General features: G+C 70.6%; 21 protein-coding genes. 16 read left to right on the top strand and 5 right to left on the bottom strand.

The window, feature by feature from the left end:
* The first annotated feature begins 175 nt into the window (after positions 1–175).
* Entirely contained in the window at positions 176–1,120 is a 945-nt protein-coding gene (locus DK412_RS04220; RefSeq protein WP_109970930.1) for a ribose-phosphate pyrophosphokinase, read from the top strand.
* Positions 1,121–1,419: 299 nt separating this feature from the next.
* The gene (locus tag DK412_RS04215; RefSeq protein WP_109970929.1) at positions 1,420–2,139 is read left to right on the top strand and encodes a DUF1013 domain-containing protein; all 720 of its coding nucleotides are present in this window, start codon (positions 1,420–1,422) and stop codon (positions 2,137–2,139) included.
* Between the two features lie 236 nt (positions 2,140–2,375).
* Here DK412_RS04215 and xseA read toward each other — a convergent pair whose 3' ends face one another.
* Entirely contained in the window at positions 2,376–3,938 is a 1,563-nt protein-coding gene (gene xseA, locus DK412_RS04210; RefSeq protein ID WP_109970928.1) for an exodeoxyribonuclease VII large subunit, read from the bottom strand.
* Between the two features lie 166 nt (positions 3,939–4,104).
* On the opposite strand from xseA, the gene purD reads away from it, so the two are divergent.
* From purD to rarD, 4 genes are all read left to right on the top strand, one after another.
* Positions 4,105–5,394 carry a phosphoribosylamine--glycine ligase gene (gene purD / locus DK412_RS04205; RefSeq protein WP_109970927.1) on the top strand — a complete coding sequence of 430 codons (1,290 nt, stop codon included), beginning with the start codon at positions 4,105–4,107 and terminating at the stop codon, positions 5,392–5,394.
* Positions 5,395–5,558: 164 nt separating this feature from the next.
* Complete coding sequence (locus DK412_RS04200) at positions 5,559–6,293, top strand: IS5 family transposase (RefSeq protein WP_162596086.1); 735 nt, start codon at positions 5,559–5,561, stop codon at positions 6,291–6,293.
* A 93-nt stretch (positions 6,294–6,386) separates the two neighbouring features.
* Complete coding sequence (locus DK412_RS04195) at positions 6,387–7,295, top strand: alpha/beta hydrolase (protein ID WP_109970925.1); 909 nt, start codon at positions 6,387–6,389, stop codon at positions 7,293–7,295.
* 140 nt (positions 7,296–7,435) lie between these two features.
* Positions 7,436–8,311, top strand: a complete 876-nt coding sequence (gene rarD / locus DK412_RS04190; RefSeq protein ID WP_109970924.1) for an EamA family transporter RarD — start codon at positions 7,436–7,438, stop codon at positions 8,309–8,311.
* Positions 8,312–8,752: 441 nt separating this feature from the next.
* On the opposite strand, the gene DK412_RS04185 is transcribed toward rarD, so the two are convergent.
* Both DK412_RS04185 and DK412_RS04180 read right to left on the bottom strand, forming a co-directional pair.
* The gene (locus DK412_RS04185) at positions 8,753–9,520 is read right to left on the bottom strand and encodes an SDR family oxidoreductase (RefSeq protein ID WP_109970923.1); all 768 of its coding nucleotides are present in this window, start codon (positions 9,518–9,520) and stop codon (positions 8,753–8,755) included.
* Between the two features lie 14 nt (positions 9,521–9,534).
* On the bottom strand, positions 9,535–10,263 hold the full coding sequence (locus DK412_RS04180) for a GntR family transcriptional regulator (RefSeq protein ID WP_245447417.1): 729 nt from the start codon (positions 10,261–10,263) through the stop codon (positions 9,535–9,537).
* 146 nt (positions 10,264–10,409) lie between these two features.
* On the opposite strand from DK412_RS04180, the gene DK412_RS04175 reads away from it, so the two are divergent.
* From DK412_RS04175 to DK412_RS04155, 5 genes are all read left to right on the top strand, one after another.
* On the top strand, positions 10,410–11,675 hold the full coding sequence (locus DK412_RS04175; RefSeq protein WP_109970921.1) for an ABC transporter substrate-binding protein: 1,266 nt from the start codon (positions 10,410–10,412) through the stop codon (positions 11,673–11,675).
* Between the two features lie 283 nt (positions 11,676–11,958).
* The gene (locus DK412_RS04170) at positions 11,959–12,837 is read left to right on the top strand and encodes a branched-chain amino acid ABC transporter permease (protein WP_109970920.1); all 879 of its coding nucleotides are present in this window, start codon (positions 11,959–11,961) and stop codon (positions 12,835–12,837) included.
* A gap of 5 nt (positions 12,838–12,842) precedes the next feature.
* Positions 12,843–15,368, top strand: coding sequence for a branched-chain amino acid ABC transporter ATP-binding protein/permease (locus DK412_RS04165; protein ID WP_109970919.1), 2,526 nt, complete (start codon positions 12,843–12,845; stop codon positions 15,366–15,368).
* 40 nt (positions 15,369–15,408) lie between these two features.
* Positions 15,409–16,335 (top strand): 3-hydroxyacyl-CoA dehydrogenase, encoded by a 927-nt coding sequence (locus DK412_RS04160; protein ID WP_109975048.1) that lies wholly within the window; start codon positions 15,409–15,411, stop codon positions 16,333–16,335.
* Positions 16,336–16,347: 12 nt separating this feature from the next.
* Complete coding sequence (locus tag DK412_RS04155; protein ID WP_093568294.1) at positions 16,348–17,277, top strand: 3-keto-5-aminohexanoate cleavage protein; 930 nt, start codon at positions 16,348–16,350, stop codon at positions 17,275–17,277.
* A 275-nt stretch (positions 17,278–17,552) separates the two neighbouring features.
* Here the strand turns inward: DK412_RS04155 and DK412_RS04150 are convergent, their stop codons facing one another.
* Both DK412_RS04150 and DK412_RS04145 read right to left on the bottom strand, forming a co-directional pair.
* Complete coding sequence (locus DK412_RS04150) at positions 17,553–18,572, bottom strand: SMP-30/gluconolactonase/LRE family protein (RefSeq protein ID WP_109970918.1); 1,020 nt, start codon at positions 18,570–18,572, stop codon at positions 17,553–17,555.
* A gap of 108 nt (positions 18,573–18,680) precedes the next feature.
* Positions 18,681–19,751, bottom strand: a complete 1,071-nt coding sequence (locus DK412_RS04145) for a malate/lactate/ureidoglycolate dehydrogenase (protein ID WP_109970917.1) — start codon at positions 19,749–19,751, stop codon at positions 18,681–18,683.
* Between the two features lie 238 nt (positions 19,752–19,989).
* Between DK412_RS04145 and DK412_RS04140 the strand changes: the two genes are divergently transcribed.
* From DK412_RS04140 to DK412_RS04120, 5 genes are all read left to right on the top strand, one after another.
* Complete coding sequence (locus DK412_RS04140) at positions 19,990–21,153, top strand: ABC transporter substrate-binding protein (RefSeq protein WP_109970916.1); 1,164 nt, start codon at positions 19,990–19,992, stop codon at positions 21,151–21,153.
* A gap of 100 nt (positions 21,154–21,253) precedes the next feature.
* Entirely contained in the window at positions 21,254–22,129 is an 876-nt protein-coding gene (locus tag DK412_RS04135) for a branched-chain amino acid ABC transporter permease (RefSeq protein WP_109970915.1), read from the top strand.
* Positions 22,126–23,955 carry a branched-chain amino acid ABC transporter ATP-binding protein/permease gene (locus DK412_RS04130; RefSeq protein ID WP_109970914.1) on the top strand — a complete coding sequence of 610 codons (1,830 nt, stop codon included), beginning with the start codon at positions 22,126–22,128 and terminating at the stop codon, positions 23,953–23,955. Before DK412_RS04135 ends, DK412_RS04130 begins: the two co-directional genes overlap by 4 nt.
* 13 nt (positions 23,956–23,968) lie before the next feature.
* On the top strand, positions 23,969–24,712 hold the full coding sequence (locus tag DK412_RS04125) for an ABC transporter ATP-binding protein (RefSeq protein WP_109970913.1): 744 nt from the start codon (positions 23,969–23,971) through the stop codon (positions 24,710–24,712).
* Positions 24,713–24,934: 222 nt separating this feature from the next.
* Positions 24,935–26,488: an altronate dehydratase family protein gene (locus DK412_RS04120; protein ID WP_109970912.1), complete on the top strand. Its 1,554-nt coding sequence runs from the start codon at positions 24,935–24,937 to the stop codon at positions 26,486–26,488.
* Positions 26,489–26,514 lie beyond the last annotated feature (26 nt).

Raw genomic sequence — 26,514 nt, 5'->3', positions numbered from 1 at the left:
GGTATCCCGGCACTGGTAAGAGCCTCGCCCGTCACATGAGAGCATCGTCGCGCGAGGGGTCCGTGTTCGCGCGAAGCTCGATGCGATCCTCCCTCACCCCGGCGCGCGCGGGCCTGACTCAAGGGCATCGCGCGGCAGCGCCGGGGGTCTTGGCGCGGGCCACGATGGAAGCACGATGAAATCCTCGATCAAGATCGTCGCCGGCAATGCGAGCCGCCCGCTGGCCGAGGCGATCGCGGCCTATCTCGAGAAGCCGCTGGCGGTCTGCTCGGTCCGCCGCTTCGCCGACATGGAGATCTTCGTCGAGCTCCAGGAGAACGTGCGCGGCGAGGACGTGTACATCGTCCAGTCGACCTCGTTCCCGGCCAACGATCACCTGATGGAACTGCTCATCATGATCGACGCGGCGCGGCGCTCCTCGGCGCGGCGGATCACCGCCGTGCTGCCCTATTTCGGCTATGCCCGCCAGGACCGGCGCACCTCCGGCCGCACCCCGATCTCGGCGAAGCTCGTGGCGAACCTCATCACCGAGGCCGGCGCCGACCGGGTGATGACCCTCGACCTGCATGCCGGCCAGATCCAGGGCTTCTTCGACATCCCGACCGACAACCTGTTCGCCGCCCCCGTCATGGTGCGGGACATCAAGGAGCGGCTCGACCCCGCCGACATGATGGTGGTGTCGCCCGACGTCGGCGGCGTGGTGCGCGCCCGGGCGCTGGCCAAGCGCATCGACGCGCCGCTGGCCATCGTCGACAAGCGCCGCGACCGGCCCGGCGAATCGGAGGTGATGAACATCATCGGCGAGGTCGAGGGCCGCTCCTGCATCCTCGTCGACGACATCGTCGATTCCGGCGGCACGCTCGTCAACGCCGCCGAGGCCCTGCTCGCCAAGGGCGCCAAGGACGTCTCGGCCTACATCACCCACGGCGTGCTCTCGGGGGGCGCGGTGTCGCGCATCGCCTCCTCGAAGCTCAAGGAACTGGTGATCACCGACTCGATCCAGCCGACCGCCGCGGTCAAGCTCGCCCGCAACATCCGGGTCGTCACCATCGCGCCGCTGCTCGGCGAGGCGATCGGGCGCACCGCCGAAGAATCGAGCGTGTCGAGCCTGTTCGTCTGACGATCCGTCGCCCGCCGCCCGTCCGGCGGCGGGCCTTCCTTTCGCGCGAAGGGACCTCACCGCCGCCGCGAAAGCTTTTCGCCCGCGAAAGCGGTTTGCGCCGGGCCTGAGACGCGCCTATATATCGGGCGATTCCCTCACAGCGTGAGACAGGCCGTCCTGGTCATCCCGGGACGCCGGCGGGGCCTCCCGGCCCCGCCCCGGGCGCCCTGTCGCCGTCGAGGGGCCCGTGTTTGGATTGGGCCGCTTCCCGGGCGGCCGTCGCGCTCCCGCGTCGGAGCGCCCCGAGGAGGTGTGGTATGTCCCAGGGACCGTTGATGCCGAAGGCGACGGCCGTCTGGCTCGTCGAGAACACGTCGCTGTCCTTCGATCAGATCGCCGATTTCTGCAAGCTCCACCCCCTCGAGGTGAAGGGCATCGCCGACGGCGAGGTGGCGGCCGGCATCAAGGGCCTCGACCCGGTCTCGACCGGCCAGCTCACCCGCGAGGAGATCGAGCGGGCGCAGAAGAACCCGAGCCACCGCATGAAGGTGGCAGTGTCGAAGGTGAAGCTGCCCGAGGTGAAGCGCACCAAGGGCCCGCGCTACACCCCGCTGTCGCGCCGCCAGGACCGGCCGAACGCCATCCTGTGGCTGCTGCGCAATCACCCGGAGCTGAAGGACGCGCAGGTGATGCGCCTCGTCGGCACCACCAAGTCGACGATCCAGCAAATTCGCGAGCGCACCCACTGGAATTCCGGCTCGCTGCAGCCGATGGACCCGGTGACCCTCGGCCTGTGCTCGCAGATCGACCTCGACTTCGAGGTCCAGCGCGCCGCCAAGGACCGTCCGCTCGTGGAATCCGCCGAGGGCGGCGCGACCCTGATGCCGCCCGAGCTCTCGGTCCTGCCCGAGCCCGAGGACCGCGACGAGGATCGCCGCCCCGGCCGCGGCGACGAGCGCATCGACGCGGATTCGGTCTTCGCCCGCCTCAAGCCGATGCGGAAGGGCGAGCAGGATGACGACGACGACGAGTATTGAGCTCTTCTGAACTCGTTCTCAGCAAGAAGACGCTTCGATGGCCGACGCGTAACCCTCCCCTCTGCGGGGGAGGGTGGCCCCTGCGTCAGCAGGGGTCGGGAGAGGGGCAGCGCAACGATTCAGGTTGGGGCGCCCTTCATGGAGCGCGCGACGTCTCCGGAAGCGTCGCCCCCTCTCCCGCCCCGCTCCGCGGGGCACCCTCCCCCGCAGAGGGGGGAGGGTTCGGGCGGCGAGCCTCAGCTCTCGAACAAGGACCCCTGCAAGGCGCCCGCCACGGGCGCCTTCTTCGTTTCCGCCCCGGTCTCCCGGCGCTTCGCCGCGCGGCGCGGAGCCGGCTTCGGCGGGGTCTCGGGGCTTGCGCCCTCCACCGTCGCCGCCACCCGCCCGTCGGCGAACTCGACCGTCACGCGTCCGGCCGCACGGGCGGCGTCCGCCGACCCGACCGGCGTGCCGGCCTCGTCGAGCACCAGCGCGTAGCCGCGGGCCAGCACCGCCCGGTAGTTGAGGCTCGAGAACAGGGCGGTCGCCCGCGACAGTCGCCCCGACAGGCGCTCCAGCCCGTGACCCGGCGCCTGCTCCAGCCGGCGCGACAGGCCGTTCAGGCGCTCGCCCTGCACCGCCAGCACCCGCTCCAGGGCGTGGCGCGGGCGGTGGTCGATCGCCGCCAGGCGCTCGCGGGCTCGCGCCAGGCGCAAGGACGGCGGGTTGCGGGCGAGCCCCTGGAGCGCCCGGTTGAGGCGGCTCTGCGCGTCCCGGGCATTGGCGGCGAGCGCCGGGGCGAGGCGGGCTTCCGCCAGATCCAGGCGCTGGCGCTTCTGGGCCAGCAGCGCCTCCGGGCCCGGCAGCGCCCGGGTCAGGCCACGCAACTCGCCCCGGCGCTGGTCGACGAGGCGCAGGAGCGCGCCGGCATGGCGCCGGCTCAAGGAATCGAGGTCGACCAGCAGCTCGTGCAGCACCGGCACCGCCATCTCGGCGGCGCCGGTCGGGGTCGGGGCGCGGCGGTCGGAGGCGTGGTCGATCAGCGTGACGTCGGTCTCGTGGCCGACGGCGGAGATCAGCGGGATCGTGCTGGCGGCGGCGGCCCGCACCACGATCTCCTCGTTGAAGCACCACAGGTCCTCGATCGAGCCGCCGCCGCGGGCGACGATCAGCACGTCCGGCCGCGGGATCGCGCCGCCGGGCTCGAGCGCGTTGAAGCCGTGGATCGCCGCCGCGATTTCTTCCGCCGCCCCCTCCCCCTGCACCCGCACCGGCCAGACCAGGACGGGGCGGGGGAAGCGGTCGGCGAGCCGATGCAGGATGTCGCGGATCACCGCGCCGGTCGGCGAGGTGACGACGCCGATCACCGTCGGCAGGTAGGGCACCGGCCGCTTGCGGCTCACGTCGAACAGCCCTTCCGCCGCGAGCAGGCGGCGGCGCTCCTCCAGGAGCGCCATCCAGGCGCCGGCCCCGGCGGGCTCCAGCGAATCGACCACGATCTGGTAGGCGGACTTGCCCGGGTAGGTCGTGATCCGCCCGGTGACCACGACCTCCAGCCCCTCCTTGGGCTTGTGGCGCAGCCGCAGCATCGTGCCCTTCCAGATCACGGCGTCGATCTTGGCGCCGCCGTCCTTGAGGCTGAAATAGGCGTGGCCCGAGCCGTGCGGGCCGCGATAGCCCGAGATCTCGCCCTTCAGGCGCACGTGGCCGAACGCATCCTCCAGGGTGCGCTTGAGGGCGGTCGCCAGTTCGGTGACCGACCATTCGGGCACGTTGGGGATCGGGGCGGCAAGGGAAGCGGAGTGAGCGGAAGCCGACATCGGGTGTGAGGCTACCGGCTCGGGCCGGGCCGCGGAAGGCCGTCCCGCCGCATGATCCGGCGACTTGAGCGGGTGAGTGGCCCCCGCGCATCAGTCCGGTTGCCGCCCGGGCGCGCCTTCCCTAAACCGTCGCGCGAGACCCTTGAGATCCTTGTCGGAACCGGCGATGCGCGACCAGCACCCCCTCACCCTCCTGCTGATCGGCTCCGGCGGGCGCGAGCACGCGCTCGCCTGGAAGCTGGCGCAGAGCCCGCTCTGCCGGCGCCTCTTGATCGCCCCCGGCAATCCCGGCACCGCCGCCCACGGCACCAACCTGCCCCTCGACGTCGCCGACCACGCGGCGGTGATCGCCGCCTGCCGGCGCGAGGGCGTGGACTTCGTGGTGGTCGGCCCCGAGGCGCCGCTGGTGGCGGGGCTGGTCGATGCGCTGGCCGAGGCCGGCATCCGCGCCTTCGGGCCCAAAGCCGCGGCGGCCCAGCTCGAGGGCTCGAAGGCCTTCACCAAGGAATTGTGCCGGGATTTCGCGATCCCGACTGCCGCCTTCGCGCGCTTCCGCGACGTGGAGCCGGCGCTGGCCTATTTGCGCGCCGGCCGCATCCCGGTCGTCGTCAAGGCCGACGGGCTCGCCGCCGGCAAGGGCGTGGTGGTGGCCGAGACCTTGCGCCAAGCCGAGGCGGCGGTGGAGAGCATGCTCGGCGGCGGGCTCGGCGCCGCCGGAGCCGAGGTGGTGATCGAGGAGTGCATGGTCGGCGAGGAGGCGAGCCTGTTCGCCCTGTGCGACGGCACCCGCGCCGTGCTCCTCGGCACCGCCCAGGACCACAAGCGCGTCCATGACGGCGACAAGGGGCCGAATACCGGCGGGATGGGCGCCTATTCCCCCGCCCCGGTGCTCACGCCCGAGCTCGAGGCCGAGGTGATGGAGCGGATCATCCGCCCGACCCTCGACGGGATGCGCGCGCGCGGCACCCCCTTCTCCGGCATCCTCTATGCCGGGCTGATGCTGACGGCCGACGGGCCGATGCTGATCGAGTACAACACCCGCTTCGGCGATCCCGAATGCGAGGTGCTGATGCCGCGCCTCGCCTCGGACCTAGTGCCGCTGCTGCTCGCCGCCGCCGAGGGCGACCTCTCGGGCGTCGCGCCGGACTGGCGCGACGAGGTGGCGCTGACCGTCATCATGGCCGCCCCCGGCTATCCCGGCCCCGTCGCCAAGGGCTCGGAGATCCGCGGCCTGTCGGAGGCGGAAGGAGCCGGCGCCCTGGTGTTCCAGGCCGGAACCAGGCGCGACGGCGAGCGGCTGGTGGCCGATGGCGGCCGGGTGCTCGCCGTGACCGCCCTCGGCCGCGACGTGCGGGAGGCGCAAGGGCGCGCCTACGCCGCCCTCGACCGGATCGACTGGCCGGAGGGCTTCTGCCGCCGCGACATCGGCTGGCGCGCCGTGGCCCGCGAGACCTGAGAGCCTGTTTGAGGCCCTCTGCCGGCCGTCCCCATCTGTCTTGCTGGGAACAACCTGGGCTCCGCCTGGCCGGGCGGAGGCAAGAGCAGATGTGGACGGACCGACATCGGACGCGTCACGAGACGCGCCTCAAGAACATAGTTGTCCAGGCAGGCCTGGACGAGATGGCCCGCCTGGTACAGCGCCTCGACCCACCTGGCAGCCCGAGCGCGACGCCGGCCCGCCAAGTCGTGGCGGCGATCGCCTGGCATCTGCGGGTCGGCAGCGCCTGGCGCGCCCTGCCGGCGGGGTTTCCTCCTTGGCGTACGGTCTATGGCTGGTTCCGGCGCTGGGTCGAGAAGGGCGTGCTCGATATCCTGATGCGGGCCCTGGCCCGGCGCCAGCGGCGTCGCGGCGGTCGTCGCCCGCAGCCCCGGCTGGCGATCATCGATACCCAGAGCGTCAAGTGTATCGGGGTGCGCGGGCCGCGTGGCTACGATGGGGCCAAGAAGCTGGTCGGCCGCAAGCGCGTGCTGATGGTGGACGCCCAAGGCTTCATCCTGGCCGTGACCGTCGTGCCCGCCGACGTGCAGGATTGCGACACGCTGCCGGCGTTGGATGCCGGCAAGGAGCAGTGGCCGAGCCTGCGCCTGGCGATCCTCGACGGCGTGTTCCGGGCCCATCGCTGCGAGGAGTGGTGCACCCTGCACGGCATGCGCTGCGAGGTGGTGCAGAAGGAACCGGGTCAGACGGGCTTCGTCGTGCTCAAGCGGCGCTGGGTGGTCGAGCGGACCTTGGGCTGGCTCAGCCACTGGGGCGGGTTGCTGCGCGAACGGGCCGGTCGCCTCGACGTCGCGACCGGCCGCATCACCTTCGTCGCCTGCCTGATGGCCCTCTCCGCACTCCACAATCCAGCATAAATGTAGGCCCTCAAACAGGCTCTGAGGCGGGTTCTCGCGTTAACCCAGGTCAGCTCGCGCCCCGGCGCGGGTCAAGGACCTTGGGGAGCGCAGATGCCCGCCGACCTGTTTCCCGGCTTCACCTCGCACTGGATCGACCTGCCCGACGGGCGCTTCTTCGCCCGGGCCGGCGGGCGGGAGGATGCGCCGCCGCTGGTGCTGCTGCACGGCTTTCCCCAGACCCATGCCTGCTGGCACCGGATCGCCCCCGCGCTCGCCCGCACCCACCGGGTGATCTGCCTCGATCTCAAGGGCTACGGCTGGTCGGCGGCGCCGAAGGGCGATGCGGGCCACGAGGCGTATTCCAAGCGCCGGATGGGCCGCGAGGTGGTCGCCGTGATGGAGCGGATGGGCCATGTCCGCTTCGGGCTGATCGGCCACGATCGGGGCGCCCGGGTCGGCTACCGCCTCGCCCTCGACGAGCCGGGCCGGATCGACCGTCTCGCCCTCCTCGACATCCTGCCCACGGTCTCGCAGTGGCAGAAGATGGACCGGGAGCCGGACGCCTACCCGCATTGGCGCTTCCTGGCGCAACCGGCGCCGACGCCCGAGCAGGAGATCGGCCGGGCCCCGATCCCGTACTACGAGGACCTGCTGCGGCTCTGGACCGGCGACGGCACCCTCGACGCGTTCTCCCCCGGCGCCCTCGACCTCTACCGCCAGAGCTGGAACGTGCCCGAGCGCATCCACGCGAGTTGCGAGGATTACCGCGCTGGGGCCGGGCCCGACCGGGCGGCCGACGAGGCCGACCTCGCCGAGGGGCGCCGCCTCGCCGGCCCGGTCCTGGTGCTGGTCGCCGACCGCTTCGTCGGCCGCGATGGGCTCGATCCGGTGCGGCAGGCCTGGACCGGCACCTTCGCGCCAGAGAGCACCACCTTCGAGATCGTCCCCTCGGGCCACTTCCTGGCCGAAGAGAATCCGGGGGCGACGCTGCCGATCCTCGAGCGCTTCCTCGCCGCCTGACCCTCCGGCAGCCCCGCCGGAAGACCCGCCGGAAGACCCGCGTGGAGCGGGTGACCGCTCCCCGCCCCGGACCGTAGCCGGGGCGGGCCGCCTGCGGCACAAGCCCTCGGGGGCGCGGCAGACGCCCGGGGGAAACATCCGTGGGTCTGATCTACGCGCTCGGCGCCTTCCTGAGCTGGGGCCTCGTCGTCCCGGTTCATTTCCGCCTGCTCGACGGGGTGCCGGCCTGGGGCATCCTCGCCCACCGCATCGTCTGGTCGAGCCTGTTCATCGCGCTGCTGCTGGCCGGTCTGCGCCTGATGCGCCGGGGGCCCGGCTTCACGCTCCAGCGCCGCCACGGCTTCCTCGTGCTCTCCGCCCTCCTCATCGCGAGCAACTGGTCGCTCTACCTGTGGGCGGTGCAGAACGGGCGGATGCTGGATGCGAGCCTCGGCTACTTCATCAACCCGCTGGTCAACGTGGCCCTCGGTGCGCTGGTGCTGCGCGAGTCCCTGCGCCCGCTCCAGCTCGCCGCGGTGGCTTTGGCCGGCATCGGCGTCGTCGCGGCGGTGGTCGCGGCCGGGACGCTGCCGTGGATCGCGCTGGCGCTTGCCGTCACGTTCGCGGTCTACGGCCTGATCCGCAAGCTGGTGCCGATCGACCCGATCCTGGGGCTTGGTGCCGAGACCTTCGCGCTCCTGCCGATCGCGCTCGCCTATCTCAGCCTCGCGCCGACGCCGCCGGGCCAGGACACCGGGCAGGTGTTGCTCCTGATGCTCACCGGCGTCACCACCGCCCTGCCGCTGATGTGGTTCGCCGCCGCGGCCTCGCGCCTTAAGCTGTCGACGCTCGGGCTGCTGCAATACCTCTCGCCGACGGGCCTGCTGCTGCTCAGCGTGCTCGTCTACGGCGAATCGCTGCCGCCGTCCCGGGCCCTGGTCTTCGGGCTGATCTGGGCCGGGCTCGCGCTCTACGCCCTCGACGTGGCCCGCCCGCGGTCCGTCGCGGCGCACCGGCCCGGGGACGAGCCAGCCTGACGCAAGCTCCACCGGTCAAGCTTCCCCCGTCCAACCACAATCGCCGGGCTTTCTCGCCTCACGCGACGAATCGGCGGGGGCGGCGATGATCCTGAACGAAGTAAAGACGAGGGACGAGGCCGGGCCGCACCCGATCTGGCTGGTCGTCGGGCCGTGGGCGGTGTTCGCCGTGGCAGTGGGCGGATTCCTGGCGCGGTGGCTGCCCTGATCCGGTGGCGGTGAGTCGACGGCGTCTCCCACCCACGGCCTCATCCTGAGGTGCTGCTGCTTGCAGCAGCCTCGAAGGAGGGCTCCAGAAGTCTCGGCGCTCTCTGGAGCCCTCCTTCGAGACCAACCGACCTTGGATCGGCCGGCACCTCAGGATGAGGTCGCGAGTGGGAGGAGGCAAATTCCGGCCTTGGCCCCGCTCCCGGTTGAGTCGCTCCTGGTGCGCGCCTTCGACTACGTCAGCATCTGCAGGTCGCCATCCACCGCCAAGGCCTGACCCGAGATGGTCTTGCCCCGCACAGAGGCCAGGAACAGGATCTGGTCGGCGATCTGGCGCGCGGTGACGTAGTCCTTGATCGAGGCCGCCGCGAAGGCCGCCTGCTCCATCTCGGAGAAGCTGATTCCGCGCTGCTGCGCCTTGGCCTCCAGCACCCGGCGCTGGCGGTCGCCGGCGACGATGCCCGGCAGCACCGCGTTGACCCGGACGCCGTCCGGCCCGAGCTCCCGCGACAGCGACTTGGTGAAGCCGATCACGGCCCATTTCGCCGCCGCGTAGGGCGTGCGCAGCGGGAAGCCGAAATGGCCGGCCACCGAGGACAGGTTGACGATCGACGGGTTGGCGCTCTTGCGGAGGGACGGTACCGCCAGGCGCACGCAGTTGAACTGCCCGGTGATGCAGATGTCGAGGGTGCGATCCCAGTCCTCCGGGTTGATCTCCTCGACGCGGCCCGTCGGCCCGGCGATGCCGGCATTGTTGACGAGGCAGTCGAGCCCGCCGAGCGCGGTGTCGGCCTCCGCGAACAGCCGGGCGACGTCGTCGCGCGAGGCGACGTCGGCGTAGGTGCCGGTGAGGCCGGCGGGCAGCGCCGCCAGCGCCTCGCGGTCGACGTCGCAGACATGGACCCGCGCGCCCTCCTCCACGAAGGCCTGCGCCACTTCGAGCCCGATGCCGGCGGCGCCCGCGGTGACCAGCACCTTCAGGCCGCTCAAACCCATGTCCATGGTATCCTCCCTGTTCAGGGCGCGAGGCGCCCGGTGGTCTCGATGAAGCCGGCGCTGCCGGCGATGTCGGCACTGAGCGCCGCGCGGGCACTCTCGGCATCGCCGGCGGCGAGCGCCGCCACGAGGGCCGCGTGGTGCGCCTGCGCCCCGCCCTCGGCGAGGCGGCGGGGCGAGGAGCGCATGTCGAGGTTGAGCACCGGGCCGATGCGCAGCCACAGCCCCTCGATGATCGCGATGAGCGAGGGCAGGCCGGCGGCCTCGTAGACCGCGAAATGCAGGTCGCGGTTGGCCCGCATCGCCCGCTCCAGGTCGGGCGTCGGCGACAGCACCTCGTGCCGGAACGCCGCATCGTGCTCAGCGATCGCCGCGAGGTCGCGGGCGCTCACCGCCCGCGCGGCCTCCGCCGCCGCGAAGCCCTCGACGGCGATGCGCACCCGGGTCAGCTCGCGGAATTTTTGCAGCGTGATGACCGGCACCCGCACCGCCCGGTTCGGCAGCACCTCCAGCGCCTCGTCGGCGACGAGCCGCGACACCGCCTCGCGGGCCGGCATCATCGAGGTGCCGAGGCGCTCCGCGACCGTGCGCAGGGACAGCCGCTCGCCGGGCGCCAGTTCGCCTGCAATCAGCAGGTCGCGCAGGGCGTCGTAGACCTGCGTGCCGAGGGTGATCCGCGCCGGCGGCGCGACGCCGTCCGGGTCGGGGCGCTCGCGCGCCTCCCCTCCATGCAAGTCCCGCCGTTCCAAGCGGACCTCCCCCGTGCGTTCCCCTCGCGGCGTCGCGCGGACGGTTTCCCGTCTCGACAGGCGCGCCGTTTGGTGCCAGCCTAAGTGTGATCACAGATCACGGCAACCCGAACGACCGTGATGCGATCCCGGGTAGGACACGCACCATGACGCAGGGCTCCATTCCCACGCGCCACCTCCACACGCGCCGTCACCTCCTGCAGGGCGGCCTCGCGGCCGGCGCCGCGCTCGCCATGCCGGGCCTCGTGCGGGCCCAGAGCGGGCAGCCGATCCGCATCGGCCATCTCACGCCGCGCACCGGCTTCCTCGGGCCGCTCGGCGAGTACGCCGTGATGGCGGCCCAGCTCGCCGCCGAGGAGATCAACGCCGCCGGCGGCATCGACGGCCGCAAGGTCGAGCTCCTGACCGAGGATTCGGTCAACCCGCAGACCGCGTCGAGCAAGGCCGAGCGCTACGTCGAGCGCGACAAGGTGGCGGCGATCGTCGGCGAGATCTCGTCCGCCTCGGCGCTCGCCATCGGCCAGGTGGCGCAGCGGGGCAAGACCATCTTCCTCAATACCGGCGCCAATTCGGATGCGTTGCGCGGGCAGGATTGCAAGCGCTACATGTTCCACGTCGAGGGCGCCAACTCGATGTACGTCAAGGCGGTCGGCCGCTCGCTGACCGAGGGCGGGCTCGTCAAGGGCAAGCGCTGGTACTCGCTCACCGCCGATTACGCCTTCGGTCACGACCTGCTGCGGGTCGCCAAGGGGTTCATGCAGGGCCAAGGCGGCACCTTCGCCGCCGACGAATTGGTCCCGACCGACGCGACCGACTTCTCGGCCTACCTCATCAAGATCCGGCAGGCGAAGCCCGACCTCGTGATCTCGAACCTCGCCGGCAACCAGATCACCAACTTCCTCAAGCAATACGCCGAGTACGGCCTGCCCTTCCCGGTCGCCGGCTTCGGCTTCGACACCGCGCTCGCCTGGGGCGCCGGCCCCGGCAACTTCGCCGGCACCTGGCCGTGCCTGTGGCACCACAAGGTCGACACGCCGTCGGCCAAGGCCTTCGTCGTCGCCTTCACCAAGAAGTACGGCAAGCCGCCGGAGAACCAGGCCTGGGGCGACTACAACGCGGTCAAGATCGTCGCCAAGGCGATGGCGGACACCAAGTCCACCGAGGGGCCGAAGCTGGTCTCGTATCTCGAGGGCGGCGCGAAGTTCGACGTGCAGAAGCCGCGGCCCGGCTATTTCCGCGCCCGCGACCACCAGCTCATCAGCGAGATGTACGCGATCACGGCGCTTCCCGCCGACAAGGTCAAGGACAAGTGGGACCTGTTCACCTCGACCCCGGCGATTCCCGCTCCGAACGAGGACATGGAGGTGCTGGCGCCGACGGCGGAGGAGGCGGCGTGCAAGCTGGAAGGGTAGCCGTCGCCGACGCTCCGACACTGCCAAGATAAGGCGCGCCTCCCCTCTCCCGTGTGGGAGAGGGGCCGTGGGGATCGAAGATCCCGCGTGAGGGTGACACGCTTCCGGATAAGTCTCCGGACGTTGAGCTGCCAGCACGACGGTCTGAGCTTCACACTGAAGCGTGTCACCCTCACCCCTACCCCTCTCCCATACGGGAGAGGGGATCCCGCGCTTTACTTGTCGGACAAAGTCGAAGCGCTGCAACCGGACTGATATTCGCGAAATTCTGAAGGAAGCGATCGTGCTCCTCCTCACCCTCGCCGTCGAGCAGGTCGTCAACGGCCTCTTCCTCGGCGCGATCTACCTCCTGATCGCGCTCGGCCTGTCGCTGATCTTCAGCTTAGGGGGTATCGTCAACCTGGCCCACGGCGCGTTCTACGCGATCGGCGCCTACCTGACGATCGTGCTCTCCCCTCACCTCGGCTTCGGCGGCTCCATCGTCGCGGCGCCCGTCCTCGTCGCGGTGATTGGCCTCCTGGTCGAGCGGTTCCTCTTTCGGCGGTTCTACCGCGCCGACCCGATCCTCTCGCTGCTCCTCACCTTCGGCCTCGCCATGGTGGCCGAGCAGGCCCTGCGGATGGTCTTCGGCGCGCCGCCCCTGCCCTACGCGATCCCGCAGGCCCTGCGCGGCCAGATCTTCGTCGGCGATTTCGTGCTGTCGCGCTACCGGCTCACCATCCTGGCGGCGGTGGTCGTCGCGGTGGCCGGCGTCTGGGTCCTGCTCCAGCGCACCACCTTCGGGCGGGTGGTCCGGGCCGGCGTCCAGAATCCCGACATGGTCGCGGCGCTCGGCATCTCGCTCAAGCCCTACATGGCGACCGTGGTGGGGCTCAGCGTCGGCCTCGCGGCGCTCGCCGGGGTGATGCTGGCGCCGATCTCCGGCGTGCACCCGGCGATGGGCGCGGAGGTGCTCACCGGCGCCTTCGTGGTGGTGGTGATCGGCGGGCTCGGCTCGTTCTGGGGCGTCGTGCTCGCGGCCCTCATCGTCGGCGTCGTGCGCGGCCTGATGGTGCTGGTCTATCCGGGCTTCGCCGAGGCCGCGATCTACGCCCTGATGGCTTTCATCCTGCTCGTGCGGCCCCGCGGCCTGCTCGGCGAGCGCATCCTGCGGTTCGAGTGACGACGATGACCGACCGCAGCGACCGTCTCACCCTGCCGCTCCTCGCCGCCGCCCTCGTGGCCCTGCCCCTCTGCCTGCAGGCCCTCGGCCTCACCCTCACCTCGGCCACCGACGTGGTGGTGTTCGCGGTGGCCTGCCTCGGCCTCAACATCCTGGTCGGACAGACCGGGCTCGTCTCCTTCGGCCACGGCGCCTTCTTCGGGCTCGGCGCCTACGCGGCGGCGATCGGCCAGCGGACGTTCTTTCCCGGCACGCTGCTGCCCCCGGTCCTGTTCGCCCTCGTCGTCGTGGCTGTGGCGTCCCTGCTCCTCGGCCTGCTGATCCTGCGCCGGCGCGGCGTCTATTTCTCGCTCCTGACGCTGGCCTTGTCGGCCCTCTCCTTCACAATCGCCTTCCGCTGGACGGCGCTCACCGGCGGCGAGAGCGGCTATGGCGGCGTCGAGCGAACAGGGCTCCTCGGGCTCGACCTCGATGCGGCCTGGACCTGGTATGGGCTCGTGGCGCTCGTCGGCTTCGCGGTCGCCTACGGGCTCGCGCGCTTCCGCCGGTCCCCGGTCGGCACGGTGCTGGAGGCGATCCGCGAGAACGAGCAGCGGGCGCGCTTCCTCGGCTACCCGACCAACCGCTACAAGCTCCTCGCCTTCACGGTCTCGGCCACCGTGACGGGACTCGCCGGCGTGTTGAGCGTCTTCACCCACCGCTTCGCCTCGGCCGAGCCCCTCGGCTCCGCCTTTTCGGGCGAGTTGCTCGCCATGGTGGTGATCGGCGGGATGCGCGGCCTCGCCGGGCCGGCGATCGGGGCCCTGTTCTTCATCCTGTTCCGCGAGATGCTGTCGATCTGGACCGCGAACTGGCTGTTCTGGTTCGGCCTCCTGTTCGTCGGCTTCATCCTGTTCTCGCCCGACGGGCTCGTCGGCATCGGCCGGCGGCTCTACCGGATGCTGCGCCCGCCCGCCACCGAGGAGGCCGCCATGGCCGGCCGCCGGGCCGGGTTGCCGGAGAACCTGCCGCCCTTCCTGCGGCCGGACGGCGCGATCGACGGGGTAATCCTCGCGGCCCGCGGCATCGCCAAGCGGTTCGGCGGCCTGAAGGCGGTCGACGGGGTCACCCTCCTGATCCGCGACCGGACGCTGCACGCCCTGATCGGCCCCAATGGCGCCGGCAAGACCACCGCCTTCAACCTGATCTCCGGAATGTACAGGCCGGATGCCGGCACCGTGACCCTGGCCGAGCGCTCGATCGCCGGCTTCGCGCCGGAGCGGATCTGCGCGGCCGGCATCGGCCGCTCGTTCCAGATCACCAACCTGTTTCCGGCGCTCACCGTCGAGGACAACATTCGCCTCGCCGTGCAGGGGCGCCGCCCCGGCCGGTTCCATCCCTGGCGCGACGCCCGCGCCGACCGGGAGGCCGCGGCCGAGACCGCGGAGATCCTGCGCTGGCTCGGGCTCGCCGGGCTGGAGCGGGCCGAGGCCGGTTCGCTCTCCTATGGCGGCCAGCGCCTGCTCGACATGGGGGTGGCGCTCGCGACCAAGCCCCGGGTGCTGCTCCTCGACGAGCCGCTGGCCGGCCTCGCCGCGGCCGAGCGCACCCGCATCGGCGACATCATCAAGCGGGTCTCGACCGAGATGCCGGTGCTGATGGTCGAGCACGACATCGACCGGGTTTTTCAGATCGCCGACGCCGTGACGGTGATGAACGAGGGCACGGTCTTGGTCGACGGCACGGTCGAGGACGCCCGCACCTCGCCGCGCGTGCAGGAGGTCTATATCGGATCGGGCACCGCCGCGATGGCGGGCAAAATCCGCCCGAGCGCCGCAGAGCCGCGCGTGCTGCTCTCGCTCGACTCCGTCGACACCTATTACGGCAAGAGCCACATCCTCTCGGGCGTCACCTTCGACGTCCACGCCCACGAGATCGTGGCCCTGCTCGGCCGCAACGGCGCCGGCAAGTCGACCTGCCTCAAGACCATCACCGGCCTCGCCCCCCACGCCGCCGGCCACATCACGCTCGGCGACGAGATCCTCGACGGCCGCTCGGCGGCGGCGATCGCGCGGGCCGGCATCGGCTACGTGCCGCAGGGGCGCGGCCTCTTTGCCGGGATGAGCGTCGCCGAGAACCTGGAGCTCGGCCGGCTCAAGCGCCGCACCGGCAACGGCGTGCACTGGGACGAGGAGCGGGTGCTGTCCTACTTCCCGCGCCTGCGCGAGCGCTGGCGGACCCCGGCCGATTACCTCTCGGGCGGCGAGCAGCAGATGGTGGCGGTGGCCCGCGCGCTCTCCGGCGACGTGCGGGTGCTGCTCCTCGACGAACCGTTCGAGGGCCTGGCGCCGGCGGTGGTCGAGAGCCTGTTCGAGACCTTCGACGCCCTCCGGCGCGAAGTGTCGATCGTCATCGTCGACCACAACCTCGATCTCGCGCTCGCCCTCTCCGACCGCACCGTGGCGCTGGAGCGCGGCCGGGTGATGCATGTCGGCCCGTCGCAGGCCCTGCGCGACGACCTCGGCTTGCGCCGGCAGGTGCTGTGGCTGTGAGTTCCTGTCTATGATCCGCCGCGAGGGAGATTCGTCGCAGATGCCAACAGTTGCCGTCGTCGGGGCCGGGCTGATCGGCCGGTCCTGGGCCGTGGTCTTCGCCCGGTCCGGGTTCGAAATCCGCCTCACCGACCTCCACCCGGCGGCGCTCGATGCCGCCCCCGGCCACATCGAGGCGGCTTTGCGCCAGCTCGAGGCCCACGGCCTCGTCGCCGACGTGCCGGCCGCGCTTGCCCGGATCCGCACCTGCCCGACCCTCGCCGAGGCGGTGGCCGGCGCCGACCTCGTGCAGGAGAACGGCCCCGAGACGGTGGAGGCCAAGCGCGCGCTCTTTTCCGAGCTCGACGCCCTGTGCGGACCGGAGACGATCCTCGCCTCCTCGACCTCGGCCATCGTCGCGTCGCTGTTCACCGAAGGCCTCGCGGGGCGCGCCCGCTGCCTCGTCGGCCACCCGGTCAACCCGCCCCACCTCGTGCCGGTGGTCGAGCTCTGCGGCGCGCCCTGGACCGACCCGGCGGTGGTGGAGCGCGCCCGCGCCCTCTACGAGGCCGCCGGCCAGGCGCCGGTGACGGTCAACCGCGAGGTCGAAGGCTTCGTGCTCAACCGTCTGCAGGGCGCCCTGCTCTCGGAGGCCTTCCGCCTCGTCGCCGAGGGCGTGGTGAGCCCGGCCGACCTCGACAGGACGGTGGCCGAGGGATTGGGCCTACGCTGGTCCTTCCTCGGGCCCTTCGCCACCATCGATCTCAACGCGCCGGGGGGCGTGGCCGACTACGCCGCCCGCTACGGCGGCTTCTACGGCCGCCTCGCCGCCGATCCTGCCCCCGCCTCGGTGTGGTCGCCCGAGAGCACCGCCCGCATCGTCGCCGCCTGGGGCGGCGGCCCCGATCCCGCCCCGCCGGCGGAGCGCAGCCGCCGCCGCGACGCGCGCCTCGCCGCCCTCATGGCGCACAAGCGCGCCCAATCCTAAGGAGCAATGTTCATGGCCAAGCGGAAAGTCGTCATCACCTGCGCCGTCACCGGCGCGATCCACACGCCCTCGATGTCGCCGCACCTGCCGGTGACGCCCGACGAGATCGCCGAGGCCGCGATCGGCGCGGCGGAGGCCGGCGCCGCGATCGTTCACCTGCACGCCCGCGACCCGAAGACCGGCAAGCCCGACCAGTCGCCGCAAGCCTTCGAGCCCTTCCTGAAGGTGATCAAGCAGCGCTCGAACTGCGTGGTGAACCTCACCACCGGCGGCGCCCCGACCATGGGCATCGACGAGCGCCTCGGCCCGGCAGCCCACTTCAAGCCGGAGGTCGCCTCGCTCAACATGGGGTCGATGAATTTCGGCCTCTACCCGATGCTGTCGCGGTTCAAGACCTTCCAGCACGATTGGGAGCAGCCGTATCTCGAGGGTTCCCGCGATCGGATCTTCAAGAACACCTTCGCCGATATCGAGCACATCCTCACGACCTGCGCCGAGAACGGCACCCGGTTCGAGGTCGAGTGCTACGATATCGGCCATCTCTACACGCTCGCCCACTTCGCCGATCGCGGCGTGATCAAGCCGCCGTTCTTCGTCCAGAGCGTGTTCGGCATCCTCGGCGGCATCGGCCAGCATCCGGAGGACGTGCAGCACATGAAGCGCACCGCCGACCGGCTGTTCGGCGACGATTACCGCTGGTCGGTGCTGGGCGCGGGCCGCAACCAGATGACCATCGCCGCGCAGGCGATCGCGCTCGGCGGCAACGTCCGGGTCGGGCTGGAGGATTCGCTGTGGATCGGGGCGGGCCAGATGGCCGAGTCCAATGCGCAGCAGGTCCTGAAGGTGCGCCAGATCATCGAGGGACTGGGGCTCGACGTCGCGACGCCGGACGACGCGCGCGAGATCCTGGCGCTGAAGGGCGGCGACCGGGTGGAGTTTTAGGAGTCTGCTCGAACGATACTTTGGAGAGGGCCGACGCCCAACCCTCCCCCCTCTGCGGGGGAGGGTGCCCCAACGGAGTGGGGCGGGAGAGGGGCGGCGCGACGTCGATCCAGGGAGAGCCCTTCATGACGGCCGCGACCTCTTCGGAAGCGGCGTCCCCTCTCCCGACCCCCGCTGACGCGGGGGCCACCCTCCCCCCCCCGCAGAGGGGGGAGGGTTCGCGCGCTCTACATAGAAGGCATCGCTCTACGTAAACTAAGAGCAAGTCCGAGACTTTACGGCACCATCGCCCCCTGCGTCTCGACATACACCGCGTAGATCGACGTGCTCGCGGCCATGAACAGCCGGTTCTTCTTCGGTCCGCCGAAGCAGAGGTTGGCGCAGGTCTCCGGCAGGTGGATCTTGCCGATCAGGTCGCCCGACGGCGTGTAGCAGCGCACCCCGTCCTCCTTCGGGTCGGCCCAGCCCATCGAGCACCAGACGTTGCCGTCGACGTCGGTGCGCACCCCGTCGGTGAAGCCCGGCGAGAACCCCTCCGCGAAGACCCGGTCGCCGGTGAGCTTGTCGCCCTCGACGGTGAAGGCGCGAATGTTCGCCCGCCCGCCATGGGTCGCGCCGGAATCGACCACGTAGAGGATCTTCTCGTCAGGCGAGAAGGCGAGCCCGTTCGGCCGGTCGATGCCTTCGGCCACCACCTTGGCCTGGCCGGTCGAGGGATCGAGCCGGTAGACCCGGGTCGGGAGTTCCGCCTTGTCCTTGTGGCCCTCGTAGAACCCGTCGATGCCGTAGCCCGGATCGGTGAACCAGACCGCGTTGTCGGAGGCCACCACCGCGTCGTTCGGCGCGTTGAGCGGCTTGCCGTCGAACTTGTCGATCAGCACCGTGATCTTGCCGTCCGGCTCGGTGCGGGTCACCCGTCTTGTGTCGTGCTCGCAGGTGATGAGCCGGCCCTGGCGGTCGCGGGTGTTGCCGTTCGAATAGTTCGAGTTCGCCCGGAAAACGCTGACATGGCCGTTCTCGAGCCAGCGCATGATCCGGTTGTTGGGAATGTCGCTCCACAACAGGTAGCCGCCGTCCCGGAAATAGACCGGCCCTTCCGCCCAGCGGAAGCCGGTGGCGATGCGCTCGATGGCGGCGTTGCCGACCTTGTAGCGGAAGCGCTTGTCGAGCACCTCGACCCGCGGGTCGGGATAGCGGGTGCCCGGCAGGTCGCCGAGGGGCAGCCGGTCGGCCCGCGCCGCGACCGTGGTCGCCGTGAGGGCGGCGGCGCCCGCGAGGACGTCACGTCGGTTCATCACTCGTCTCCTCCCGTCCGGTGTCTTCGCGCCGGACGGGAGGATTGTACGGAAGCGGAGCGCCGTGTCTCGTGGTTTTCTGGGTGGTTGGCGCTCAAGGGCGCTGGTTCAGCGCCTGTACGCCTCCCCATCCAATCCATGCGGCCGTCCCACCGCGAGAAGCGTCTCCCACACCGGATCGGACAGCGGCACGCCTTCCGCCAAACGCTTCGCCCGCGTCCGCCGCTCCGGCTCGCCCGGCAGCAGCACCTCGCCGCCGGGCACCGGCCGGGCGCTCTTGAAGAAGTCGAGATAGGCCCGGGTCTCGCGCACCATCGCGTCCTCGGAGCCGAAGGCCTCCGGCGTCATGTAGAGCGACAGCATGCCGTTGCAGAACCGCCGCGCGCCCGGCCCCGCCGTACCGGATCCCGTGAGCGCCCCGGCGAGCAGCTCGCACATCAGCGCCAGCCCTGAGCCCTTGTGTTCGCCGAAGGCCCGGATCGCGCCGGCACCGTTGCGGTTGTCGCGCTCGAGGCCGTCGAGGGGGCCGTAGAGGGTCGCGGGATCGGCGGAGAGGCGCCCGTCGGGCTCGATCAGCACGCCCTCGGGCAGCGCCTTGCCCCCTTGCGAGGCGACCAGCACCTTGCCCTCGGCGACCGCGGAGGTCGCGAAGTCGAGGATCACCGGCTCGCCGCCCTGGACCGGGAAGCCCGCCGCGAAGGGCGCGGTCGAGAAGCGCCGGTCGACCGAGCCGAAGGGCGCGACGAGAAGGCTGCCGGCCACGTTGACGAAATGCACAGAGACGAGGCCGGCGGCGGCGGCCTGCTCCGCCCACTCGCCGATGCGGCCGAGATGGCCGGCATGCCGCAGGGCCACGATGGCGACACCGTTCTCTTTGGCTTTGCGAATTCCGAGTTCCGTCGCGAACGGGCCGGCGGTCTGGCCGAAGCCGTAATGGGCATCGACGAGCGCGAAGGCCGGGCCGTCGCTCACCACCTCGGGCGTGCGGTCGGCCTCGACCTCGCCCTCCTGCAGCCAGGCGACGTAGCGCGGCACCCGGATCACCCCGTGGCTGTCGTGCCCGGTCAGGTTGGCGGCGACGAGGTAGCGGCCGATCCGCTCGGCCTCGGCCTCGGAGCAGCCCTCGCGCAAGAAGATGTCCCGCACGTAGGCGGTCAGGCCGCTGGCTGGGATCTGCATAAACAATCCTCCCGGTTTCTTGGTTCTGGCGGCCGCGGGGAAGCCATCTTCTGGCAGCCGCGTTCTGGCGGCCGGGAGAATGGCCGCGCCGGAGCCGCAGGTCGAGGGGATCCTGCGCAGATCTGACCCGGCATTTTTCAATCCCGGGGGATGGACATGGCAGCGCTGCCGGTGTCTCATTCCCGCCCAAGGCCGGGCCTCGAAGCACCGGCCATTTGCCCACGGGAGGAACATGCCGATGAGGACGACGCGCCGCGTTTTCCTGAAGAGTGCGGCCACGGTCGCGGCCACGGGCCTCGTCGCCCCGTCGATCATCCGACCAGTGAGCGCTCAAGCGGGCGGCACGATCCGCATCGGCATGGTGCTGCCGGTCACGGGGCCCGGCGCCGATGCCGGCCGCTTCGCCCTCAACGGTGCCAAGATCGCCCTGGAGGCCGTCAACAAGGCCGGCGGCGTCCTCGGCAAGCCGATGGAGCTCGTCACCGAGGACGACCAGACCACCAATCCGGGCGCGGTGCTGGCCTTCTCCAAGCTCGCCTCGCAGCCCGACCTCGTGGCGTTCCTCGGCTCGATCCGCTCGACCCAGAACCACGCCATGGCGCCTGACATCCTCAAGACCGGCAAGCCCGTGGCCTTCGGCGGCACCGACCCGGTGCTGACCCAGCTCGGCAATCCCTGGCTGTTCCGCTTCCGCCCGAACGACAGCTTCTCGGCCCGCGTCATTGCCGAGTACGGCGTGAGCACGCTGGCCAAGAAGAAGTGGGCGATCATCCACTCGACCGACGCCTTCGGCACCAGCGGCGCCAAGGCGCTGACGGAGGCGCTCGGCAAGGCCGGCGCCACGGTGGCGCTCGACCAGGGCTACACCAACCAGAGTCAGGACTTCACGCCGGTGGTGCTGGCGATCCGCCAGTCGGGCGCCGACGTGATCGGCTCCTACTTCACCTTCGAGAACGACCTCGGCATCTTCGCCCGCCAGCTGCGCCAGCTCGGCGTGCAGGCGCCCTGGGTCGGCTCGGCCTCGATCGTCAACGTCACGGCGCTCAAGCTCGCCGGGCCGTCGCTCTACAACACCTACGGGGTGGCGGATTACGCCGAAGAGTCGAGCGACGCGGCGCGCAACTTCGGCAAGGCCTACCGGGCGGTGATGAAGCTCGCCCCCGACAACCAGTCGTCCTGGACCTTCGACGCCGTGACGGTGCTGGCGAAGGCCATCAACGCCGCCGGCAAGACCGACCCGAAGGCGATCCGCGAGGCCCTGCTCGCCGTGCGCGGCCACGAGGGGGCGGAAGGCACCTACAACTTCGACCAGAACGGCGACGGCCTGCACGGCTACAACGTGGTGCGCAACGACAAGGGCAACATCGTCTTCGACAAGCGCATCGACTTCTACAAGGCCTGATCTTCGGACACCTTGAGCGGGACGGCTCTGTGCCGTCCCGATGCCGTTTCGGCCGTCTCACCAGCGGTACGCCCCCTCATCCGATCCAGGACGGGCCCTTATGGACCTCATCCTCCAGCTTCTGTTCACCGGGATCGGCATCGGCGCCGTCTACGCGCTCGTCGCGCTCGGCTTCGTGCTGATCTTCCGCGCCACCAACGTGGTGAACTTCGCGCAAGGCGAGTTCTCGATGGTGGCGGCCTTCCTGATGGTGGTCTTCGCCGTCGACCTGCAATGGCCGTACTGGCTGTCGTTCCTGCTCGCCATCGGCGGCATGGCGGTGCTGGGGGCCCTGTTCAACCTCGGCGTCTATTATCCCCTGCGTCACCGCACCTACCTGCCGGTCATCATCTCGACCATCGGCGCCTCGATCTTCCTCGCCAACACCACCCTCGCGCTCTACGGGCCGCAGCCGCAGGTGCTGCCGCCGGTCTTCGAGACCCAAGGGTTCCTGGTCGGACCGGTCTTCCTCGACACCCAGTACCTGCTGATCATCGCCGTTACCGCGGTGCTGGTGGCGTTCCAGTACTGGTTCTTCGAGCACACGCTGATCGGCAAGAAGCTGCAGGCGACCTCGCAGGACAAGGAGATGGCGGCGTTGCTCGGCATCCCGGTCGCCGGGATGATCATGCTGACCTTCGTCTACAGCGCGGTGCTCGGCGGCATCGCCGGCATCCTGGTGGCACCCGTGCTGTTCGTGTCGATCCAGATGGGCGCCACCATCGCGCTCAAGGCCTTCGCGGCCACCATCATCGGCGGCTTCGGCGACGTGACCGGCGCGATCATCGGCGGGCTCGCGCTCGGCATCATCGAGACCTTCGGGGCGGCCTACGTCTCGGTGCCCTACAAGGACGCCTTCGCCTTCATTGTCCTCGTCGCCTTCCTGGCCTTCCGCCCGCAGGGCATCTTCGGCGAACGCATCGCGGAGAAAGCATGACCGGCTCCCCTCGCCCCGTCGCGGCGGACCCGGTGTCCGACGCTCCCGCCCGCCGCTTCCCCGTCGGCACCCTCGCCTACGTCGCCCTCGTCGCGGTCGCGGTGTTCCTCGCCGCCACGACGCCGTTCAGCGGCTACGTGCTCAACATCCTGATGCAGGCTGCGACCTACGCCGTCGCGGTGATCGGCCTCACCGTCGTGCTGGGCCTGTGCGGGCAGATCAACCTCGCCCAGGCCGCCTTCTTCGGCATCGGCGCCTACGCGGTCGGCCTCGGCACGGTCGATCTCGGCATCAGCTTCTGGCTCTGCCTGCCGATCGGCCTCGTGCTGGCGCTCATTCTCGGCGCGGTGCTCGGCGCCTCGACCTTGCGCCTCGGCGGCCACTACCTCGCGATGGTGACGATCTCTTTCCAGCAGATCCTGACCCTGATCATGATCAACTGGATCCCGGTCACCCACGGGCCGGACGGCGTTCCGAACATCAAGCGCCCCGGGCTCTTCACCGACGGCCAGAGCTACCTCGCGCTCTGCGTCTTCGTACTGGCGGCAGTCGCCTACGCGGTCTGGCGGATGCCGAAGACCCGCCTCGGCCGCGCCATGCGGGCGGTGCGCGACAACGAGCTCGCCGCGGGCGTCACCGGCATCGACATCTACCGCACCAAGGTGGCGGCCTTCGCGATCGGCGCCCTTCTGGCGGGGCTCGGCGGCGGGCTGTTTGCCGGCAGCTTCACCTATATCAGCCCGGACCAGTTCTCCTTCGCGGAATCCGTGGTCTTCCTCACCATGGCGCTGCTCGGCGGCGTCGGCTCGCCGGTCGGCGCGGTGATCGGCACCGGGCTGCTGATCCTGATCCCCGAATGGCTGCGCTTCCTCAAGGAGATCCCGGGCCTCTACCTCGCGATCTACGGCCTCGCCGTCATCCTGATCGTGGTGTTCATGCCGGAGGGCATCTGGGGCTTCCTCGGCGACCAGGTGAAGCGCCTGCGGCCGAAGAAACCCGTCCCGCCCCGGGCCCAGGAGCTGACGCTGACGCAAGGTGCGGCCTCGACCGCGCCGGTGCTCGAGGTCGAGGGCCTGTCGAAGCATTTCGGCGGCCTGAAGGCCGTGGACGAGGTGAGCTTCACGGTCACCCGCGGCGGCATCCACGCCCTGATCGGCCCGAACGGATCGGGCAAGACCACGACGCTCAACGTGCTGTCGGGCCTCTACACCCCGACCGGCGGAAAGGTGCGTCTCAACGGCCAGGACATCACCCGCTTCGCGCCGCACCAGCGCGCGGCGGCGGGCCTCGGGCGGACGTTCCAGAACATCCGCCTCTTTCGCTCGATGAGCGCTCTCGAGAACGTGGTGATCGGCGCCGAGCGGCCGGGCAACCGCATCGTCGCCCATGACCGCGCCTCGCTCGAAGCCCGGGCGCGGGCGGCCCTCGCCTTCGTCGGGCTGGAATCCAGAGCCGACGAGCCGATCTCGTCCTTCTCCTACGGTCACCAGCGCCTGGTCGAGATCGCTCGCGCCCTCGCCGGCAATCCGGTGCTGCTCCTCCTCGACGAGCCGGCGGCGGGCCTCAACTCGTCCGAGAAGAACGCGCTGACCGTGCTCCTGCGCCGGATGGCCGCCAAGGGCCTCACCATCCTGATCATCGACCACGACATGACGCTGGTGAGCGACGTGGCGAGCCACATCACGGTGCTGAATTTCGGCCGGCGCATCGCCGACGGGGTCACCGCCACGGTGTTGCGCGAACCCGCCGTGATCGAGGCCTATCTCGGCCAGGAAGCGACCGAAGGGCCGAATGTCGGCCTCAAGACCGACCTCGCCACGGCGTGAGCAGGAGACATTGATGGCACTCCTGGAAATCCGCGACCTAACCGTGCGCTACGGCGAGATCGAGGCCGTCCGCGGCATCTCGTTCTCGGTCGAGGCCGGCGAGGTCGTGACCCTGCTCGGCTCCAACGGCGCCGGCAAGTCGACGACGCTCAAGACCATCTCGGGCCTGGTGAAGCCGGTCGGCGGCGAGGTGCTGTTCGAAGGCCAGTCTCTCCTCGGCCTCAAGCCAGAGGAGATCGTGCGCCGTGGCGTGGCGCACGTGCCCGAGGGGCGCCGGGTCTTCCCGGGCCTCACGGTCCGCGAGAACATCATGCTCGGCGCCTCGAACCGGAAGGGGCTCACGAGCCGCCAGATCCGCGACGAGGCGGAGAGCATGTTCGAGCTCTTCCCCGACATCCGCCGCTTCGGCGACGCGCTCGGCTGGACGCTCTCGGGCGGCCAGCTCCAGATGGTCGCGCTCGCCCGCGGGCTGATGGCCAAGCCCCGCATCCTGCTCCTCGACGAGCCCTCGCTCGGCCTCGCCCCGGTGATCGTGCAGGCGGTCTTCGCGATCATCGCCGAGGTGCGCCGGCGCGGCACCACCGTGCTCCTCGTCGAGCAGAACGCCCGGATGGGCCTCTCGGTCGCCGATCGCGGCTACGTGCTGGAGACCGGGCAGCTGGTGCTCAGCGGCGAGCCGCAGGCGCTCTGGGCCAACGACGATATCCGGGCGGCGTATCTCGGCGGGCGGGCCAAGGCGGAGGCGCTTGCGCATTGACGCGCCATCGGGGCTTATCGAGGCGTTCTCTCGCCCTCAACCTCATCCTGAGGTGCGACCGGAGGGAGCCTCGAAGGAGGGCTCCAGATATCGCAGAGGCCTCTGGAAGCCTCCTTCGAGGCTCCCTCCGGTCGCACCTCAGGATGAGGTTGAGGGTGGGATGAGATTCCAAGGCGCCCGGAACGGCCGTATACATCGATCCAGGTTTTGAAGGTCCCATCCATGTCCTCCCCCACGCCCCTCCACCCCACCAACCCCCGCATCGTGCGCCTCAGCCACGAGGACAACGTCGTGGTGGCGGTGGATCCGATCGTGCCCGGCGCCACCGTTGAGGGCGTGACCGCCTCGGCGCGCGTGCCGCGGGGCCACAAATTCGCGGTGGTGACGATCCCCGAGGGCGGGCCGATCCGGAAGTTCGGCCAGATCATCGGCTTTGCCAGCCGCGCCATCGCGCCGGGCGAGTGGGTGCACGAGCACAACGTGGGCTTAGGCGAGGACAAGGGCGACTTCGCCCGCGACTACCGCTTCTGCGAGGAGGCGCGCCCCGTCGCGATGGTGCCGGAGGCCCAGCGCGCCACCTTCGAGGGCTACCGCCGGGCCGACGGCCGGGTCGGCACCCGCAACTATGTCGGCGTGCTCACCTCGGTGAACTGCTCGGCCACGGTCGCGCGCTTCATCGCGGAGGAAGCGCGCCGCTCCGGCCTCCTCGACGAATTTCCGGGGATCGACGGCATCATTCCGCTGACCCACGGCACCGGCTGCGGCTACGACATCCAGGGCGAGGGCGCCGACATCCTCAAGCGCACGCTGTGGGGCTACGCCGCCAACCCGAACATGGGCGGCGTGATCATGGTGGGCCTCGGCTGCGAGGGCCTGCAGATCGACCGCTGGAAGCGCGCCTACGGCATCGAGGAGAGCGAGACCTTCCGCAGCTTCACCATCCAGGACACCGGCGGCACGCGCCGCACCATCGAGGCCGGCGTCGCGGCGCTCCGCGAGATGCTACCGGCCGTCGCGAAGGCCAAGCGCGAGACCGTGCCGGCCTCCGAGCTGATGCTGGCGCTGCAATGCGGCGGGTCGGACGGCTATTCGGGCATCACCGCCAACCCGGCGCTCGGCGCGGCGGTCGACCGGCTGGTCTCCGAGGGCGGCACCGCGATCCTCTCCGAGACGCCGGAGATCTACGGCGCCGAGCACCTGCTGACGGCGCGCGCCGCGACGCCGGAGATCGGCCACAAGCTCGTCGAGATGATCCATTGGTGGGAGGCCTACACCGCCCGCAACGGCGGCGAAATGAACAACAACCCCTCCCCCGGCAACAAGGCCGGCGGTCTGACCACCATCCTGGAGAAGTCCCTCGGCGCCACCGCCAAGGGCGGCTCGACCACGCTCACCGGCGTCTACCGCTACGCCGAGCCGGTGACGGCCAAGGGCTTCGTCTACATGGACACGCCCGGCTTCGATCCGGTGGCGGCGACCGGACAGGTCGCGGGCGGGGCCAACGTGCTCTGCTTCACCACCGGCCGCGGCTCGGCCTACGGTTGCAAGCCGACCCCGTCGATCAAGCTCGCCACCAACAGCGAGATGTACCGGCGGATGCAGGACGACATGGACATCGATTGCGGCGACGTGCTCGACGGTGTCTCGATCGACGAGAAGGGCCGCCAGATCTTCGAGACGATCCTGCGCGTGGCCTCGGGCGAGCGCACCAAGTCGGAAGGGTTCGGCTACGGGGATGCCGAGTTCGTGCCCTGGCAGATCGGCGCGGTGATGTAGCCGGCGCGATATGGCGAGGCGGACCG

It is taken from the genome of Methylobacterium sp. 17Sr1-1, from assembly GCF_003173775.1.
Taxonomy (GTDB): domain Bacteria; phylum Pseudomonadota; class Alphaproteobacteria; order Rhizobiales; family Beijerinckiaceae; genus Methylobacterium.
This window is presented reverse-complemented; position numbering and strand designations above follow the sequence as displayed.